14 protein-coding genes and 1 tRNA gene are annotated in these 17,335 nt (G+C 71.6%); 5 read left to right on the top strand and 10 right to left on the bottom strand.

All coding sequences use genetic code 11. From position 1 onward, the window contains the following. Nucleotides 1-204 precede the first annotated feature (204 nt). Nucleotides 205-278 (bottom strand) — tRNA-Met (locus ACFQE5_RS01260). 138 nt (nt 279-416) lie between these two features. Then, a complete protein-coding gene (locus ACFQE5_RS01255; RefSeq protein ID WP_379581816.1) occupies nt 417-3,353 on the bottom strand; it encodes a UPF0182 family protein in 2,937 nt (978 codons plus the stop codon). Nucleotides 3,354-3,556: 203 nt separating this feature from the next. Between ACFQE5_RS01255 and ACFQE5_RS01250 the strand changes: the two genes are divergently transcribed. Next, entirely contained in the window at nt 3,557-4,552 is a 996-nt protein-coding gene (locus ACFQE5_RS01250; protein WP_379581759.1) for a YlbL family protein, read from the top strand. A 60-nt stretch (nt 4,553-4,612) separates the two neighbouring features. Then, nucleotides 4,613-6,112: a zinc-dependent metalloprotease gene (locus tag ACFQE5_RS01245; protein ID WP_379581758.1), complete on the top strand. Its 1,500-nt coding sequence runs from the start codon at nt 4,613-4,615 to the stop codon at nt 6,110-6,112. A 12-nt stretch (nt 6,113-6,124) separates the two neighbouring features. Here the strand turns inward: ACFQE5_RS01245 and ACFQE5_RS01240 are convergent, their stop codons facing one another. Continuing rightward, nucleotides 6,125-6,718: a M48 metallopeptidase family protein gene (locus ACFQE5_RS01240; RefSeq protein WP_379581756.1), complete on the bottom strand. Its 594-nt coding sequence runs from the start codon at nt 6,716-6,718 to the stop codon at nt 6,125-6,127. A gap of 127 nt (nt 6,719-6,845) precedes the next feature. Between ACFQE5_RS01240 and ACFQE5_RS01235 the strand changes: the two genes are divergently transcribed. Together ACFQE5_RS01235 and ACFQE5_RS01230 are read left to right on the top strand one after the other, a co-directional pair. Next, nucleotides 6,846-7,856, top strand: a complete 1,011-nt coding sequence (locus ACFQE5_RS01235) for a TOMM precursor leader peptide-binding protein (RefSeq protein WP_379581754.1) — start codon at nt 6,846-6,848, stop codon at nt 7,854-7,856. An 18-nt stretch (nt 7,857-7,874) separates the two neighbouring features. Next, entirely contained in the window at nt 7,875-9,209 is a 1,335-nt protein-coding gene (locus tag ACFQE5_RS01230; RefSeq protein WP_379581752.1) for an ABC1 kinase family protein, read from the top strand. Nucleotides 9,210-9,274: 65 nt separating this feature from the next. Here the strand turns inward: ACFQE5_RS01230 and ACFQE5_RS01225 are convergent, their stop codons facing one another. The 3 genes from ACFQE5_RS01225 to ACFQE5_RS01215 all read right to left on the bottom strand — a co-directional run bounded on the left by ACFQE5_RS01225 (nt 9,275) and on the right by ACFQE5_RS01215 (nt 12,122). Continuing rightward, nucleotides 9,275-9,649, bottom strand: a complete 375-nt coding sequence (locus ACFQE5_RS01225; RefSeq protein ID WP_379581750.1) for a WhiB family transcriptional regulator — start codon at nt 9,647-9,649, stop codon at nt 9,275-9,277. 104 nt (nt 9,650-9,753) lie between these two features. Beyond that, nucleotides 9,754-9,960 carry a hypothetical protein gene (locus ACFQE5_RS01220; protein WP_379581747.1) on the bottom strand — a complete coding sequence of 69 codons (207 nt, stop codon included), beginning with the start codon at nt 9,958-9,960 and terminating at the stop codon, nt 9,754-9,756. 119 nt (nt 9,961-10,079) lie between these two features. Then, on the bottom strand, nt 10,080-12,122 hold the full coding sequence (locus ACFQE5_RS01215) for an ATP-dependent DNA helicase UvrD2 (RefSeq protein ID WP_379581744.1): 2,043 nt from the start codon (nt 12,120-12,122) through the stop codon (nt 10,080-10,082). Here ACFQE5_RS01215 and ACFQE5_RS01210 point away from each other — a divergent pair. Beyond that, nucleotides 12,102-12,455 carry a mycoredoxin gene (locus ACFQE5_RS01210; protein WP_379581742.1) on the top strand — a complete coding sequence of 118 codons (354 nt, stop codon included), beginning with the start codon at nt 12,102-12,104 and terminating at the stop codon, nt 12,453-12,455. The two genes, ACFQE5_RS01215 and ACFQE5_RS01210, sit on opposite strands and share 21 nt — an antisense overlap. A 225-nt stretch (nt 12,456-12,680) precedes the next feature. Here ACFQE5_RS01210 and ACFQE5_RS01205 read toward each other — a convergent pair whose 3' ends face one another. The 4 genes from ACFQE5_RS01205 to ACFQE5_RS01190 form a co-directional block, all read right to left on the bottom strand. Then, entirely contained in the window at nt 12,681-13,544 is an 864-nt protein-coding gene (locus ACFQE5_RS01205; RefSeq protein WP_379581740.1) for a class I SAM-dependent methyltransferase, read from the bottom strand. A 72-nt stretch (nt 13,545-13,616) separates the two neighbouring features. Continuing rightward, nucleotides 13,617-14,624 (bottom strand): NAD(+) diphosphatase, encoded by a 1,008-nt coding sequence (gene nudC / locus ACFQE5_RS01200; RefSeq protein WP_379581738.1) that lies wholly within the window; start codon nt 14,622-14,624, stop codon nt 13,617-13,619. Beyond that, nucleotides 14,621-16,000 carry a M16 family metallopeptidase gene (locus ACFQE5_RS01195; protein ID WP_379581736.1) on the bottom strand — a complete coding sequence of 460 codons (1,380 nt, stop codon included), beginning with the start codon at nt 15,998-16,000 and terminating at the stop codon, nt 14,621-14,623. The genes nudC and ACFQE5_RS01195 overlap by 4 nt, the downstream gene beginning before the upstream one ends. Further along, entirely contained in the window at nt 15,997-17,286 is a 1,290-nt protein-coding gene (locus ACFQE5_RS01190) for a M16 family metallopeptidase (RefSeq protein WP_379581734.1), read from the bottom strand. The genes ACFQE5_RS01195 and ACFQE5_RS01190 overlap by 4 nt, the downstream gene beginning before the upstream one ends. Nucleotides 17,287-17,335 lie beyond the last annotated feature (49 nt).

The following is a 17,335-nucleotide window of genomic DNA, read 5'->3' as shown; positions in this document are numbered from 1 at the left end:
GTCGCGCTCGCCGAAGCCGATGTCGTGCGCATACACCTCAGGTGTGCGAGCCACGACGAGCGCGGTCGAGCCCCGCACGTCCCGCCCTGTCCGGGAACGAAAAAACTCGGCGCGATGAATCATCGCGCCGAGTTTGCGCCAAGTCCCTCATGTTCTCTCTCCTCTGGTGAGGCGAGAACACTGCGTGTGGCCGACGCATATTCGTAGCGGGGGTCGGATTCGAACCAACGACCTCTGGGTTATGAGCCCAGCGAGCTACCGAGCTGCTCCACCCCGCGTTGCTGTTGTGCCCTGAACACTACCACCCCGCTCCACCCCGCCGCGTTCGGGGGGTCCCCCACCAAGATCACCGGTTGGGAGTCGGGAGCCGCGCGATTCGCGGTTCGCGGCTCCCAACCGGTGATCATGCTGGTGGGTCAGCCACCCGGTGCCGGGGCCGGCGCTTCAGTGGGGGCCGGGCTGGGAGGCTGCGCCGCCTCCGCCGCCTGGAACTTCTTGACGGCGGCGTCGAGCGCGGCGAGCGCCTGGCCCTGAGCGGGGAAGTCACCGGACTGCTGGGCGGCCTTGAGCTGGTTGATGGCCGTTTGGATCTCCGCGGCCGCGGCGGCCAGCTGCGGGCTGGGCGCACCGGTCCCCGGGGCGGCCGGCGGCGCCGCGGACCCGGCGTTCGGCGGCGGGGTACCACCGGCCTGCTGCGCGCCGGCGCCGGCACCGGCGCCGAAGACCTGGTCGAGCGCGGTCGACAGGTTCGCGCTGTAGCCGACCTTCCCGCCGTAGGACACCAGCACCCGCGCCAACTGCGGATACGACGCGTCCTGCCCGGCGCGTTCGATATAGACCGGCTCGACGTACAGCAGCCCCCCGGCCACGGGCAACGTGAGCAGGTTGCCGTAGTCGATCGTGGTCTGGTTCTGCCGCAGCAGGTTCAGCTCCTGCGACACGTTGGGCGAACCGAGGAACTGCGCCTGCACCTGCTGCGGGCCCAGGGTCTGGGTCTCGGCGGGCAGCTGCAGCACCGTGATCTTGCCGTAGGTGTCCGGCTCGGAGCTCGCCGTCATGTAGGCGGCCATGAACTGCCGGCGCAGGCTCACCAACGCGCTGGTGAGCTGGAAGCTCGCGCCCTGCTCCCCGGGCAAGCCGGACAGCATGTAGTACGGCGGCTGCGCGGCCTGTCCCGCTCCGGTGTTTCCCTGCACCGTCGGGTCGGAGGGCACGTCCCAGAACGACACCGTGGAGAAGAACTCGCCGGGGTTGTCGACGTGGTACCGGGTCAGCAGCTCACGCTGGACCTTGAACTGGTCCTCCGGGTACCGGAAGTGCTCTCGCAACTCCGGGCTGATGTCCTTGGCCGGCTTGACCACGCCGGGGAAGGTCTTCATCCAGGTCTGCAGCACCGGGTCGTGCTCGTCGAACGCATAGAGCGTGACGGTGCCGTTGTAGGCGTCGACCGTGGCCTTCACCGAATTGCGCAGGTAGCTGATGTCGGTGTCGGGGAGCCGCTGCACCCCACCCTGGATGCTGTCCCTGGTGGTCTCGCCGAGCGGGACCCGCTGGGCGTACGGGTAGTTCTTCAGCGTCGTGTACCCATCGACGATCCACATGATCTTGCCGTCGATCACGGCGGGGTACGGGTCACCGTCCGCGGTCAGCCACGGCGCCACGGCCTCGACCCGATCTCGCGGGTCACGCACATACATGATCTTCGAGTTGACGTTGATCGAGCTGTTGAACAAGATGTTCCGCTCGCCGTAGTACAACGAGAAGACCAGTCGGTTGAACAGGTTGCCGAGCGGCACGCCCCCCGTCCCGGCGTAGGTGTACTGCTGGCTGTCGGTGTCGTACTCGCGAGGCGCGTCGCCCGGTTCGGCCCCGACGATCGAGTAGTCGGTGATCTTCTCGCCGTAGTAGATCCGTGGCTCGCTGACCGGGATCGAGCCCTGGGTCGACGTGTCGCTGACGGTGAACCTGGGCAATCCGCCTTGGCCGCCGGTGTCCTCCAGCGCCGCGTTCACCTGGTTCGCGGGCGCGGCCACGAAACCGTTGCCGTGGGTGTAGACGAGGTGGCGGTTGATCCAGTCCGTCTGGTTTCCGACCAAGGCGTCGCTGTCGAGCTCGCGGACGGCGACGACGTAGTCCTGCTTCTGCCCGTTGACCACGTAGCGGTCGATGTCCAGCTTGTCCGGGAAGCCGTAGAAGTTACGTCGCTGCTGGAGCTGGGTGAAGGTCTTGGCCAGCTTGTTGGGGTCGAGCAGCCGGATGTTGGGGATGGTCAAGGTGTCGGCCCGGACCGCGGCCGGGGTGGCGGTCGACGTCCCGCTGTAGGGCTCCACCGTGACCGTGTCCTCGGTGAGCCCGAAGGCCTGTCGGGTCGCCTCGATGTTGCGCGAGATGGACGGTGCCTCGCGCTCGTTCGCGTTGGGCGCCACGATGAACTGCTGCAGCACCGCGGGCCACGCCGCCCCGATCAGCACGCTCGAGAGCACCAACAGCACCACCGCGATCGCCGGCAGCTGCAGGTTGCGCCGGAACACCGCCGCGAAGAAGGCCGCGGCGCAGATCAGCGAGATGAACAGCAGGATCAGTTTGGCCGGCATCACCGCGTTGAGGTCGGTGTAGGTGGCCCCGTCGAAGTTCTGGTCGCGGGTGGAGAACAGCAGCTCGTAGCGGTCGAGGTAGTACGCGATGGCCTTGAGCAGCACGAACACGCCGGCAAGGACGGCGAGCTGGGCGCGGGCCGCGTTGGAGACCTGCGCGGATCGGCCGGCCAGCCGAATGCCGCCGAACAGATAGTTCGTCAGTAGCGCGACCACGAAGCTGATCGCGATCGCCACCATGAACCAGCTCAGCAGCATTCGATAGAACGGCAGCGTGAAGGCGTAGAAGCTGACGTCCTTGCCGAACTCGGGGTCGGTGATCCCGAACGACGTGCCGTGCAGAAACATCTGCACGGTCTGCCAGTCGCCCAGCGCAGCGAGCCCCGCGATGATCCCGACCGCGGCCGGAACACCGATCGCGAACAGCCGCAGCCGCTGGATGATCACCGTGCGGTAGCGGGCGATCGGATCGTCGGGGCCGCTCACCGGGACGAACATCGGGCGGAAGCGATAACCCAGCCACAGCGTCACCGCGACGAGGCCACCGACCAGCAGGCCCGCCAGCAGGAACTGCACGATCCTGGTGAACAGGACCGTGGTGAACACACCGCGGAAGCCGACCTCACCGAACCACAGCCAGGTGACGTAGAAGTCGATCAGCCTCGATCCGCCCAACAGCAGCACCACGAGCACACCGGCGACGATGAGCAGAATCCGGGTGCGACGGGACAGCGAATGGGATCCCACCGGGGTGGGCATGGCCACAGTCACACTCCTGACGTCGGGGGTCGTTCCAGGCCGAGACGCCCTTGCGTCGTTCCGGAGCAGAGTCGACATGCGTCGTCACGGCAGCCGGCCCATGGCGCGTCCTGCCTTACCAACTCTACGGACGCCGTCCAAAGTTCCCGTGCCCGGTCGCCGTACCGTAGCGAGCCGTGAGTCGTCGCCGAAGGACCCTGTTGGTGGGAATCGTCCTGCTGCTGAGCATCGGAGTGCTCGGCACCACCGTCCAGGTCCCGTTGGTGGCGCTGGGTCTCGGTCCGACGTTCAACACTCTGGGCGCCGTCGACGGCGAACCGATCGTCACCATCAGGAGGCTGCCGACGTACCCCACGTCCGGCAACCTCAACATGACCACGGTCGGCGTCACCGACAACCTGACCATGGTCGATGCCCTCAGGCTGTGGGCCTCGCGCGATCATCAGCTCGTTCCCCGCGACACCGTCATCCCGCCCGGGGAGTCGGCACAGCAGGTCAACGAGGAGAACCGCAAGCAGTTCCTGGACTCGCAGGCGAACGCCGAGGCAGCGGCGCTGGACTACCTGCGGCTTCCGACGAGAGTGATCGTCGGTGCGGTGCCGGACGGCTCGCCCGCGACGGGGATCCTCGCCGTCGGGGACGAGCTGATCACCGTGGCGGGCCGCCCGGTGCAGTCGATCGAGGACCTGCACGCGGCGCTCGCCGACACCAAACCTGGCCAGTCCGTCCCGGTGCGGGTGCGCAGCAACGAGACGGCGCCGCGCGATGTGACGATCACCCTGGGCGCCCGGACCGATGGTCCGCAGGGCCTGCTCGGGGTGTCCCCGGTGGCGCGGCCCGCGGCCGACGACGAGATCTCGATCTCGCTGGCCGATGTCGGTGGCCCCTCCGCCGGGCTGATCTTCGCGTTGGCCGTGGTCGACAAGCTGACCCCCGACGACCTCACCGGGGGACGATTCATCGCGGGCACCGGGGCGATCCGGTCCGACGGCGTCGTGCAGGCGATCCGGGGAATTCCGTTCAAGATGAAGGCCGCCCGCAACGCGGGGGCGACCGTGTTCCTGGTGCCCGCCGACAACTGCGCGGAGGCCCGCGCCACCGTTCCCGCTGGTCTCGAGCTGGTCCGCGTCGACAGTCTGGCCGACGCCGTCGACGATCTGAAGCAACTGCGCAGCGGACACTCCCCCGGCGGTTGCTGAACCCGGCGGAACTCGCTGTGGGCCCCACCGTGTGCCGGTCGGCCCGCGTACCGTAGTCGTATGAACGACACCCCGTTCGGGTTCGGACCCGCCGATCGCGACCCCGACAAGGACAAGGGGAACCGCGACGAGGACCGTCCCGGCAAGGGCGGCGACCAGGGCCCGAAGGACCCCTTCGGATTCGGCAACCTGCCCGGCATGCCCTCGGGGGGCTTTCCCGGCATCCCCGGCTTTCCCGGCATGCCCGGGGGCGGCACCGGAGGCTTCGACGTGAGCCAGCTCGGTCAGATGCTGACCCAGCTCGGCCAGATGCTCAGCCACGCCGGCTCGTCCGGCGGCGGCCCCGTCAACTATGAGCTCGCCGGGCAGCTGGCCACCCAGCAGCTCGCGCAGCGGACCTCGTCGCTGACCGCCGATCAGCGCAAGGCCGTCGCCGATGCGGTCCAGCTCGCCGAGCTGTGGCTGAACCCGGCGACGGAGTTTCCCATCGGCGCCACCGACACCCAGGCCTGGACGGCGATCGACTGGGTGAAGTCGAGCATGCCCACCTGGAAGCGGCTGTGCGACCCGGTCGCCCAGCGGGTTGCGGGCGCGTGGGTCGAGGCGCTGCCCGAGCCCGCGCGCGCGGCCGCGGGCCCGATGCTGGCGATGCTCGGCCAGATGGGCGGGCTCGCCTTCGGCAGCCAGCTCGGCACCGGGCTGTCCCAGCTCGCCGCCGAGGTGCTGACCTCCACCGATATCGGCGTTCCCGTCGGGCCGGAGCGCATCGCGGCGCTGATGCCCGAGGCCATCGAGACGTTCACCGCGGGCCTGGATCGCCCGGCCAGCGAGGTCATGATCTTCCTCGCCGCCCGGGAGGCCGCGCACCAGCGGTTGTTCGCGCATGTCGGCTGGCTGCGCGAGCGGCTGCTCGGCGCGGTCGAGGACTACGCGCGCGGCATCACGGTGGACACCTCGCGGATCGAGGAGCTGGCCGGCCAGATCGACCCGTCGAACCCGGCGTCGATCCAGGAGGCCATGCAGTCCGGGTTGTTCGAGCCGCAGACCACGCCCGCCCAGAAGGCGGCGCTGGCCCGCCTCGAGACGCTGCTCGCGCTCATCGAGGGCTGGGTGGACACCGTGGTGGCCGACGCCGTCGGTGAACGGCTGCCCGGCGCCGAGGCGCTGCGCGAGACCCTGCGGCGCCGTCGGGCCTCCGGCGGCCCCGCCGAGCAGGCCTTCGCCACGATCGTCGGGCTGGAGTTGCGGCCGCGCAAGCTGCGCTCCGCAGCGGAGCTGTGGCGGTTGCTCGGCGAGCAGCGGGGGATCGTCGGACGCGACTCGCTGTGGGCCCACCCGGACCTGATCCCGACGGCCGAGGACCTCGACGACCCTGCCGGGTTCGTCAACCGGGCCGACGACCTCGATCCGATCGCGGAGATCGAGCGGCAGCTGCGCGCCGACGAGGCGATGGACGCGGCCGAGAAAGCACACGAGTCCGACCGGGCCGAGGAGACCAGGCCGCCGGATCCCGGCCAGCCGGAGCCGCCGGACGACGAGCCGGACCGTCCGGACGCCTGACCCCGACCTGACTCAGCCCGCGGCCTCGTCGTCGCTCTCGTCGACGTCGTCGACGTCGGGACTCGGCGCGTCGCCGTCCGCGGCGATGAGGCCGAGCCCGGCGGCGTCGGAGAGACCCTCCAGGTAGCCGATGGCCCGATCGGTGCGCGGATAGCGGCGCACCAGCGACCAGAAGTAGTCGTCGTGCCCGGGGGCCAGCAGGTGCGCGAGCTCGTGGACCAGCACATAGTCGACGACCCAGCTGGGGGCGTCCCGCAGCCGCTCGCTCACCCGGATCGTCCCGTCGGCGGGCGTGCACGACGCCCAGCGGGTCCGCATCGGGGCCACCCAGCGCACCGTCGTCGGCTCCGCGAGGCCGTCGAGGTAGCGACGGGCCAGTTCGCGGCTGTGCCGCAGTAGCGCCTCGTTCCCGACCCGCGCGGGGGAACGGCGCCGTGCCTCGCTGCGCTCCAGCCTGCGGACCATCTCGTCCACCCAGCGCCGTTCCTCGGACTCGCTCATCCATCCCGGGATGAACACGATGACGGTGTCGCCCTCACGTCGCGCGCTCACCATCCGCCGTCGCCGCTCGCTCCTTCTGACCTCGACGATCGCAGGACGCGCCATGTGCTCAGCGTAGGCCTGAAATGATCGCACCGCCCCTTGTGCCCACCACATCGGTTGTCCACAGGCTCCGGGCCCACCTGTGGACAGCGGGCCGCACGAGCCCGGTCGACCCGCCACCATCGGCGGCATGCCCACCGACCGGGTTCCCCGCATCCCCGCCGAGCTGACGCTGGCGCCGCACCACACGCTGCTGCACTGCGGCACCGGGGGTCGGGTGATCGGGCTCGATCCGGCCCGCGGGATCGTCGTCGACGAGCTCTCCGCCCCGCTCGCCATGCTGCTCGACGAGCTGGCGGTTCCCGTTTCCCGCGACGGGCTGCTGGAGCGGGCGGTCCGGGCCGGAGCCGACCGGACCGCAGCGGTCGAGTTGCTCGCCGATCTCGTCGCGGCGGGCGTGGTCGTCGACGCGTCGGCCCCGTCTCGCACGGCACGACGGCGCGCGGACGCGATGATCCTGGTGCGGGGTGACGGACCGCTCGCGGTCGGCATCGCGCAGGGACTGGGCCTGGCGGGCGTCGGCACGGTCGTGATCGAGTCCAGCGGCGCGGTGGCGGCCACGGACCTCGGCACCGGCTACCTCGACGGCGACATCGGCCGTCCCCGCGCCGAGGCCGCGACCGCCGCGGTGGGCAGGGTCGCGCCCGCCGCCCGGACGACCCGGCGCACCCGTAGCGTCCCGGACCTTGTCGTGCTCACCGACGCGTTGCGGGTCGCGGCGGCGACGGCACGATCGCTGACGGCCTCGCGGGTGGACCATCTCCATGTGCGGCTGCGCGACGGCCGCGGTGTGGTCGGTCCCCTCGTCCTGCCGGGACGGTCGGCGTGCCTGGAATGTCTGGAGCTGCGCCGCGCCGAGTACGACCCGTCATGGCCGGCGATCGCGGCCCAGCTCGACGGGGTTCGCGGCGGCGCCGACCCGCCCACCGCCGCCGCGACCGCGGGACTCGCCACCGCGCAGGCGCTCGCCGCGGTGGACGGACCCGCGGCCGGGCCGGTCGCCCCGGCGGCGGTCGACGCGACGCTCGAACTGGACCTCGCGGCCGGCACCCTGACCCGCCGGGTATGGGCCGCATGTCCCGGCTGCCCCTGTCGGGCGGCGCCGCATGCGCGCACGCCGGAACTCGGGAGAGAATCATGACGTGACGGAGCGTGCAAGGTGACGGATATCCCGCGACGGACTGCGGCGCGCACCGCGAAGCTGGCCAGCCTCCCCCTGGGCGTGGCGGGCCGGGTCGCGGCGGGCTGGGGCAGGCGGCTGGTCGGCGGCGACAGCGACCACATCTCCGCGCAGATGATGGCCCGCAGCGCCGAGCACCTGTTCGCCGTGCTCGGCGAGCTCAAGGGCGGCGCGATGAAGTTCGGTCAGGCCCTGAGCGTGTTCGAGGCCGCGGTGCCCGAAGAGTTCGGCGAGCCCTACCGCGAGGCGCTCACCCGGCTCCAGTCCGCCGCGCCGCCGATGCCCCCCGCCGATGTGCACCGGATGCTCGCCGAGCAGTTCGGCCGCGGTTGGCGCACCCGGTTCCAGGACTTCGACGAGGTCCCGGCCGCCGCGGCCAGCATCGGCCAGGTGCACCGCGCGATCTGGCGCGACGGCCGCGAGGTCGCGGTGAAGGTGCAGTACCCGGGAGCCGAGGAGGCGGTGCTGTCGGATCTGCGTCAGCTGTCGCGGATGAGCAGGCTGCTGCAGCCCCTCGCGCCGGGCATGGAGATCAAACCGCTGATCAACGAGCTCCGGGAGCGGATGGTCGAAGAGCTCGACTACCGCACCGAGGCCGACAACCAGCGGGCCTTCGCTGCCGTCTACGCCGGCGACGACAAGGTCCGGGTGCCGAAGGTGGTGGCGTCGGCACCTCGGGCGATGGTCAGCGAATGGGTCGCGGGCCGGCCGCTCGCGTCGATCATCCGGGACGGCAGCCAGCAGGACCGCGACGCCGCCGCGGCCCTGCTCGCCGAGTTCCACTACTCCGCGCCGGCCCGGGCCCGGCTCCTGCACGCCGACCCCCATCCCGGCAACTTCCACGTCCTCGACGACGGCAGGCTGCTCGTCCTCGACTACGGGGCCGTGGCGCGGCTGCCCGAGGGTCTGCCCCGGGAGCTGACGATCATGACGAAGTACGCGCTCGAGGGCAGGTCCTCGGAGCTGATGGAGCTGATGCGCGCGGAGGGCTTCGTCCGCCCAGGCACCACGATCACCGCCGAGGAGGCGATGACCTACCTCTCCCCCTTCACCGAGCCGCTGCGTACCGACCGGTTCCACTTCACGCGCCGCTGGCTGCGCGGCCAGGCCGAACGCGTCGGCGACCTGCGCAGGCCCGAGTTCGACACGGGCCGCTCACTCAACCTGCCACCGCAGTACCTACTCGTGCACCGGGTGACCTTCGGGACCCTCGGCATCCTGTGCCAGCTCGACGCCGACGTTCCGCTGCGCGGGATCGTCGGGACCTGGCAGCCCGAACTGTTCTCCGGCGAGGCCCCGGCGGCAGGCGGCTAAACGCCGGCGCCGGGGCCTCATGCAGCACCATCGGACGTCCTGCCGTTCGTGATCCGGCGGATGTCTCAGGCGGAGGCAACCGCGTAGGCGCGGTCGCGTTCGATGTCGACCTTGCGCGGACGTCCGCGCGGCCGCTTGCGTGGGATCACCACGCCGCGCTCGAAGATCTCCCCACCCCAGACACCCCAGGGCTCCTCCCGGCTCAGCGCCCCGGCAAGGCACTCGGCCCGGATCGGGCAGGCGCCGCAGAGCGCCTTGGCCTGCTCCAGCACGGCGGGTGAGTCGGCGAACCACAGGTCTGCGTCGGCCGAGCGGCAGGGCAGCTCGAGACCGGCCGCAGGCACCGCGTCGAGGATGTTCCCCAGGACCGCAGCGGCGTGACCGCCCGTGTTCTGGTGGGTGACCGCTCCGTCGTTCGACGGGGCTGATCGGACTGGCACCGCGCAACCTCCTGGTGAGAGACGTGGTCGGAAAAACAAAAGGGCCGCGGAACCCAAGGTGTGGGTTCCGCGGCCCGAGAGATTCGGCCGGCGAGCGTCTCGATCTACGGTCGATATCGACGCCTGGGAACGGACACACCTGTGGTGCTATCGGTGACGATCGGGCTGACGAGGCGGCACACCATCGGCGGCTTCTTCGCGAAGCGCTCGACGAGGAGGTGTCCCATCCGCGGGTCGGCACCCAGCCGGGCGCCCAACGCGCCACGGGTCATGGGGGTGCCGACACCACCGATCGTCATGATCATCCGCATCACAGGCACCTCCCCCACCGACTCTCAGCACGGGCGCGAGCGAGCCCGACCCGGTCCGCAGGCCACCCTAGAAGGGGTCCGCCGGACCGCACAACCGAATTAACTCGTTGCTTGCTCAATCAGCACGCGTCGGCCACCAAGGCGAGTACGGCGCTGCCGTAACGGTCGAGCTTGCGGGCTCCGATGCCCGGGATCGCGACGAGCGCGGCCGGATCGACCGGTCGCTGCTCGGCGATCGCGGTCAGGGTGGCGTCGGTGAACACCACATAGGCCGGGACCTGCTGCTCCTTGGCCGTCGATGCCCGCCACCGCTTCAGCCGGTCCAGCAGCTCGGCATCCACATCCGACGGGCAGTCGGCGCAGCGACGCAGCTTCATCGCCTCGGTTCCGATCAGCGGAGCGCCGCAGATCCGGCAGCGCGGCTTCGTCCCACCCGCCCGGGCGGCGGGAATGCGCGAGGCCGGGTGATGGTCCGGGATCAGACCGTAGAGGAACCGGCTGCGCCGCCGCGGCCGGCCACGGCCGGAGGTACGGGCCAGCGCCCACGACAGGGCGAGCACCCTGCGCGCTCGGGTCAGGCCGACGTAGAGCAGCCTGCGTTCCTCCTCGATCGCCTCCTGGTCGCCGTCGGCGTGCTGAATGGGCAGCGTCCCGTCGACCAGTCCGGCGAGGAACACGACGTCCCACTCCAGGCCCTTGGCGGCATGCAGCGAGGCGAGCGTGACGCCCTGCACGGTCGGCGGGTGCGCCGCGGCGGCACGGGTCTGCAACTCCTCGACGAAACGGGGCAGGCCGGTTCCCGGCCGGATCGCGGCGAGCTCCTCGGCCAGCCCGACGATCGCCAGCAACGACTCCCACTGGGCGCGGGCGTTCGCGCCGTGCGGCGGCTCCTCGGTCAGCCCGAGCGGGGCGAGCAGGGCGCGCACCCCGTCGACCAGGTCGCCGGGGCCCTCGCCCGCCGCCCGCAGCGCGCTCACCGCGCGGCGCACCTCGGGGCGGGCGAAGAACCGCTCTCCCCCACGCACCTGGAAGGGCACGCCCACCTCGGTCAGGGCCTGTTCGTAGAGCTCGGACTGGGCGTTGATCCGGAACAGCACCGCGATCTCCGCGGCCGGTGTGCCCTCGGCGATCATTCGTTTGATCTTCGCCGCGACCGCGGCGGCCTCGGCGGACTCGTCGTCGTACTCGGTGAAGTCCGGGTCGGGTCCGGCCGGGAGCTGGCCGACCAGCCGCAGCCGCGAGCCCGCCACCCGCCCGCGGGCGCCGGAGATCAACGTGTTCGCGGCGGCCACGACCTGCGGGGTCGATCGGTAGTCCCGTTGCAACCGTACGAGGATGCACTCGGGGAACCGGCGCGGGAACTCGAGCAGGTAACGCGGGGTGGCACCGGCAAACGTGTAGATCGTCTGGTTGGCATCACCCACGACCGTCAGATCGTCGCGGTCACCGAGCCAGGCGTCGAGCAGGCGCTGCTGCAGCGGCGTGACGTCCTGATACTCGTCGACGACGAAGCACCGGTAGCGGTCCCGGAACTCCGCCGCGACGTTCGGGTGCTCCTCGAGCGCGGCGGCGGTGTGCAGCAGCAGATCGTCGAAGTCGAGCAGCGCGGCCTGGTTCTTCAGCTCCTCGTAGCCCGCGTAGACCGCGGCGACCTGCTCGGCCGGGGCCGGGATGTCGCGGCGCCGCGTGGCCACCGCGGCCGGGTAGTCCTGCGGGGTGATCAGGCTGGCCTTCGCCCATTCGATCTCGCCGGCCAGGTCGCGCAGCGCGTCCTGGTCGGTGGCCGCCTTCGCCCGCGCGGCGGCCTGCCCGACGAGGCGCAGCTTGCCCTCGAGCAACTGCCACGGCTCGGTGCCCACCACCCGGGGCCAGAAATAGCGCAGCTGGCGCAACGCGGCGGCGTGGAAGGTCCGGGCCTGCACCCCGTCGGCGTCCAGGGCGCGCAGCCGGGTACGTAGCTCACCCGCGGCGCGGGCGGTGAACGTCACGGCGAGTACCTGGCCGGGGGCGACGTGACCGGTTCGCACGAGATGCGCGATCCGCCGGGTGATCGTGCGGGTCTTGCCGGTGCCCGCGCCCGCGAGCACGCAGACCGGACCGCGGGGGGCGGTCACCGCGGCCCGCTGCTCGTCATCCAGGGCATGCAGGGCATCGGCGGTCACCGCCCCATCTTGGCAGGCGGCTATGGCGTGATCCACGCCATAGGCGGTCGTGGAAGGGCGACCTCGGCCGGCGCCGTTGACCTGGACATGACGCAGCTGACGATGTACTCGACGACCTGGTGCGGCTACTGCCGCAGGCTCAAGCTCCAGCTCGACGAGGCCGGCATCCCGTACAAGGAGATCAACATCGAACGGGATTCCGACGCCGCCCGCTTCGTCGAGAGCGTCAACGGCGGTAACCAGACCGTGCCGACCGTGCTGTTCCCGGACGGCACGACCGCCACCAACCCCTCCATCACCGAGGTGAAGGCCGTCCTGGAAGCCGCGGCGTGACTCGGACGGGGAGCGGGTTCCGGTGGCCGGGGCCGTCCCCGAACGCGCTCAGCCCGGCGGCTGGTCGCGCAGCCACCGCGCACGGCCACGCCGTGGCGTTCGCACACCTGCGCGAGCCGTCCGTCGCCGGCTCGTTCACGCAGCCGGCGCAACCCTGCCGCGGGACCGGCGCCCGAGGTCGTCATCGCAGGAGCGGCCTCGGAGTCGTGGTGTGCGGGTGGCGGGTTACGCGCCGGCGACCAGGTCGGCGATCGGGATCCGCGCGGCCGCGTCCGCCGGACGGGTGATGAAGCACTCGGCGTGGTACCAGCCGTCCGCCTCCTTCCCCGCCGGGTCCAGCCCGCGGCGGACGACCTCGGTCACCGCCGCCTCCTGCTCGGCGCGGTCGGCGAAACGGCGCTGCCGGAAGGTCGCCCCGGGCACCTTCTCGGTCACCAGCCCGTACCGGGCGAACAGCTCGGTGATCTCGCCGTAGCCGAAGATCCGCAGGACGAAGATGACCGCCCAGATGTCGCCGGGGTCCGCGATCGCCCCGAGGAGCCGGTCGAAGGTGGGGACGCCGACGTAACCGACACCTCCGGTCGAGATGATCAGCCCGACGTCGCGCAGACCCGCGGTCAGGCCCGGGGACGGGTCGGCCGTCTCCAGATCCTCACCCCAGCCGCCGGTCATCAGGCCGGCTCGCACCCCGTAGCGCACCGCGGGAACCGAGGAGTCCACACCGAGCACCGCCAGATCGGGACGGCGCGGGCGAGCCGCGTAGAACTCCCGGTCGGCGGCGGCCAGCTCGTCGGACGACAGCCCGGCCAGCGCCGGATCGGTGTAGCGGGAGCGCATCTGCGCCAGGTCGACCCCGAACCGCAGCAGCCCGGCGTTGATCCCGTAGGAGCAGCAGACGTCCAGGACGGTCCGGGGCCGCCCCGACCGCGCCGAGGCGTCCAGGACGGCCGCGACGACCGGCAGCCCCTCCTGCGGGATCCGGTAGTCCACACCTTCGAGGGTCTCGAAGTACGGCCGGGGGTCGGGCCGGTCGTAGATGCGGCTGAAGTCGGCCTTCGGATACTCGTCCGAGGCATGGTCATGGGGCATCGGTACCTCCGGTGTACTCGGCCCACGGTGGGCCGGTGAGCTCGGTGATCTCCTGGGCAGGCGCTTGGCCGCTCACGAAGATGAAGCCCACGAGTCCAGCATCGAGCGGGCGATCGAGACCCGGCCCGGCAGCAGCACCACCCGCCGGCCGGGCTCAGGGGGCCGGTCCCAGTCGCCCCGCGCCAGCGCCGCGCGCACCTCGTCCCGGGTGACCCAGAACGCCTCGGCGATCTCGCCGTCGGCCGGGTGCAGCGGCTGGTCGGGGTCGGCCAGGGCGTGGAAGCCGACCATCAGCGAACGCGGGAACGGCCAGGCCTGACTGCCGAGATAACGGATCTCGCGCACCTGCAGGCCCACCTCCTCGCGGATCTCCCGCGCCACGCACGCCTCCAGCGACTCCCCGGCCTCGACGAAGCCGGCCAGCACCGAGTACCGGCCCGGCGGCCAGACGGGCTGGCGGGCCAGCAGCACCCGGTCGGCACCGTCGTGGACCAGGCAGATGACGGCCGGATCGGTGCGCGGGTACTCCTCATGGCCGTGGGCGCAGCGGCGCACCCAGCCGGCGTTGTACCGCTGCGTCGGCGACCCGTCCCGCGCGCAGAACCGCGCCGCATCATGCCAGTTCAGCACCGACACGGCCGTGGTCAGCAGGCCCGCCCCGAGCGCGTCGAGGGCCACGCCGACCGCGCGCAGGTCGGCCCACTCCGTCGGGTCCTCTCCGGCCAGCAGGTCCGGCCCGCCCCGCATCGCCCAGTAGGCGACGCCCTCGTACTCGCCGATCAGCACCGCCTCCTCGGGCGGGACGTCGCCCACCTCGGTCGCGGCCCTGGTCCGCAGCCGCCCGCCCGATCCGGCCGCGGCGTCCCAGCCCGCGGCATCGCCGTCGCGGAAGGCCGCCCCCGGCGGGGAGTCCCAGGTGACCGGGGTGCGCCCCCGCTCGTCCACGACAACGACGCGGGCCGAGGCCCACCCGGCGCGCTGGCGTTCGACATCGGTGCGAAGCGGTTCGTCGCGCACCAGGACCGAACGCGACAGCACCGGGGGGGCGATCAGGTCGAAGCGTCCCGCGGTGCGGGTCACTCGATGCCGCCCAGCGCGCGCAACCGGGTGCCGACGACATCCGCGTCGCCGACCACGACGCCGGTGAACCGGGTGGGCGCGAAGAACTCCAGCGCCACCTCGGCCACCTGATCGGTGGTCACCGCCTCCAGCCGCTGCGGCCGGTCCCGCAGCCAGTCGATGTCCAACCCGTCGGCGTCCAGCCAGGACAGCGTGGAGGCCAGCCCGCCCTGGCTGTCGAGCGAGATCAGCAGCGAACCGATGGCATAGCGGCGCGCGGCCTCCACCTCCTCTGCCGTCGGCGGCACCACGGCGAGTCTCCCCAGCTCGTAACGGGTCTCCAGCAGTGCGGGCGCGGTGACGTCGGTGGCCGTGTCGGTCTCGACGCCGAGCACCGCCCCGCCCGGAACGAACTCGACACCCGCGCTCGCGTGGTAGGTGTAGCCCTTGTCCTCGCGCAGGTTCTCCACCAGCCGGGAGGAGAAGTAGCCGCCGAACACCAGGTTGGCCAGCTGCAGCGCGGCGTAGCGCTCGTCAACGCGCGGCAGGGCGGGCGCCGACAACCGAAGCTGCGACTGCACGGCCCCCGCCCGGTGCACCAACTCCAGATCACCCGGGACGGGCGCGGGCGGCGGCGCGAGCTCGCGCACCGGATGGTCGGCGGTCCAGCCACCCAGGGCCTGTTCGACCTGGGCGATGGCGGCCTGTGGGTCGATGTCCCCGACGAGCACGAGCGTCGAGCCGCCCGGAACGAGCGCCGCGGCGTGCAGTGCGCGCACCTGATCCGCCTCGACGGCGACGACCTCTGGACCGGTCGGCATCTCCCGAACAATCGGATGCTCACCGAACCGCTTGCGCTGCAAGGCTTCCCGCGCGATCATCCGCGGCTGGGCGCGGACCACCGTGATCCGCTCGACAAGCCGGTCGCGCTCGCGCGCGAACTCGGCCTCGGGGTACGTGGCGCCCGTGAGGACATCGGCGAGCACCTCGAGCACGGCGGGCAGCCCCGCCGCGAGCCCGGACCCGACGATCTGCAGCCGCTCCGGGTCGACACCGACGTCCAGGTCGGCGCCGACGGCGGCCAGCTCGTCGTCGATCGCGACCCGGTCGCGGGCGGCGGTGCCGGTGAACAGGGTCGAGGACAGCAGCTCCGCTCGTGCGGAATGCTCGCGCTCGTCACCCGCGAAGGGCACCCGCAGCCGGACCTCGACCATCGGCACCCCGGGCCGGTGCGCCGCCAGCACCCGCAACCCCGAGGGCAGCACCTCGGTCACCACGGCGGGCAGCGGCACCGGCCGGGACTGGCGCAGTGGCGGCAGCGGGCGCGGTCCCTGTGCGGTGCGGCCGATCTCCTCGGCGCTGCGGTGGGTGCGAGTCGAGTCGGTCACACCGGTCATTGGGTCTCTCCCTTGCTCGCCGGCTCCACCAGCAGCACCGCGCGACCGGCCGAGCGCAGCGCGCCGGCCGCGGCCTGCACCTGCTGCGGGGTGACCGCGGCGAGCCGCTCGGGCAGCTCGAAGGTGAGCTCCGCCCGTCCGAACAGCAGTTCGCGGGCCCCGAGGCCGAGCATCCGGTACATCACCCGGTCGTCCTCGCGATGCAGCGCGGCGGCCCAGCGAGCCGACTGCCGGGCCAGTTCCTCGACGGCAGGCCCGTCGGAGGCCAGCCGGTCGAGCTCCTCGTCGACGGCGACGAGGACCTTGTCCGGGTCGACGTTCGCCGGGTGCACGGCGGTGATCGTGAACGTATCGGGGTCGCGGGCATCCAGCGCGCCCATCAGCCCGTTGCTCGCCGACACGTCGGTGACCAAGCCGTCGGCGTGCACCAGCCGGCGCTGCAGCCGGGCGGCCTCGCCGTCGCCGAGGACCGAGGCCAGCAGGGCGTGCCCCAGATACGCGTCCAGCTCGGTCGACGGATCCGGGATCCGGAAACCCAGCGCCAGTGCGGGCAACGGGGCGTGGGCGTCGGGCACCGACTGACGCCGCTCGGCGCCGGGAACGGGCTCGCCGAACGACGGCCGTCGCGGCGTCGGGCGGGCCGGGATGTCCCCGAAATGCTTCTCGACCATCGCCAGCGTCTCGTCGACCTCGATCGATCCGACCACGGTGAGCAGCGCATTGCCCGGCGCGTAGTAGGTGTCGAAGAAGGCGGCGGCGTCCTCCAGGCTCGCCTGCTCCAGTTCGGAGAAGTCGCCGTAGCCGTTGTGCGCGTTGGGAAAGGTGTCATAGAGAACCGGCGGCAGCAGGATCCACGGGAACCCCCCGTAGGGCCGGTTCAGCACATTGAGCCGGATCTCCTCCTTGACGACGTCGACCTGGTTGCGCAGGTTCTCCTCGGTCAGCCGGGGGGCGCGCAGCCGGTCGGCCTCGAGAAACAACGCGCGCTCCAGGGCCGCGTCGGGCAGCACCTCGAAGTAGTCGGTGTAGTCCTGATGGGTGGAGCCGTTGAACATCCCACCCGAGGCCTGGACGTGCCGGAAGTGAGCCAGCTTCTCGAGACTCTCGCTGCCCTGGAACATCAGATGCTCGAACAGGTGGGCGAAACCGGTCCGGCCCTGTGGCTCGGAACGAAAACCGACATCCACATGCACAGCGACGCCGACGACGGGGGTCGTGGGATCCGGCGCGAGAAGAACGCGCAGTCCATTGGGCAGTCTCGCCCGATGCAGTTCGAAGGCTGGCACGCCACGACCCTAGTCCGGCGTCGCCGCTCGTCCAGCCATTGTGTTCGGC

The sequence above is a fragment of the Pseudonocardia hispaniensis genome (genome assembly GCF_042658695.1).
GTDB classification, from domain to species: domain Bacteria; phylum Actinomycetota; class Actinomycetes; order Mycobacteriales; family Pseudonocardiaceae; genus Pseudonocardia; species Pseudonocardia hispaniensis.
This window is presented reverse-complemented; position numbering and strand designations above follow the sequence as displayed.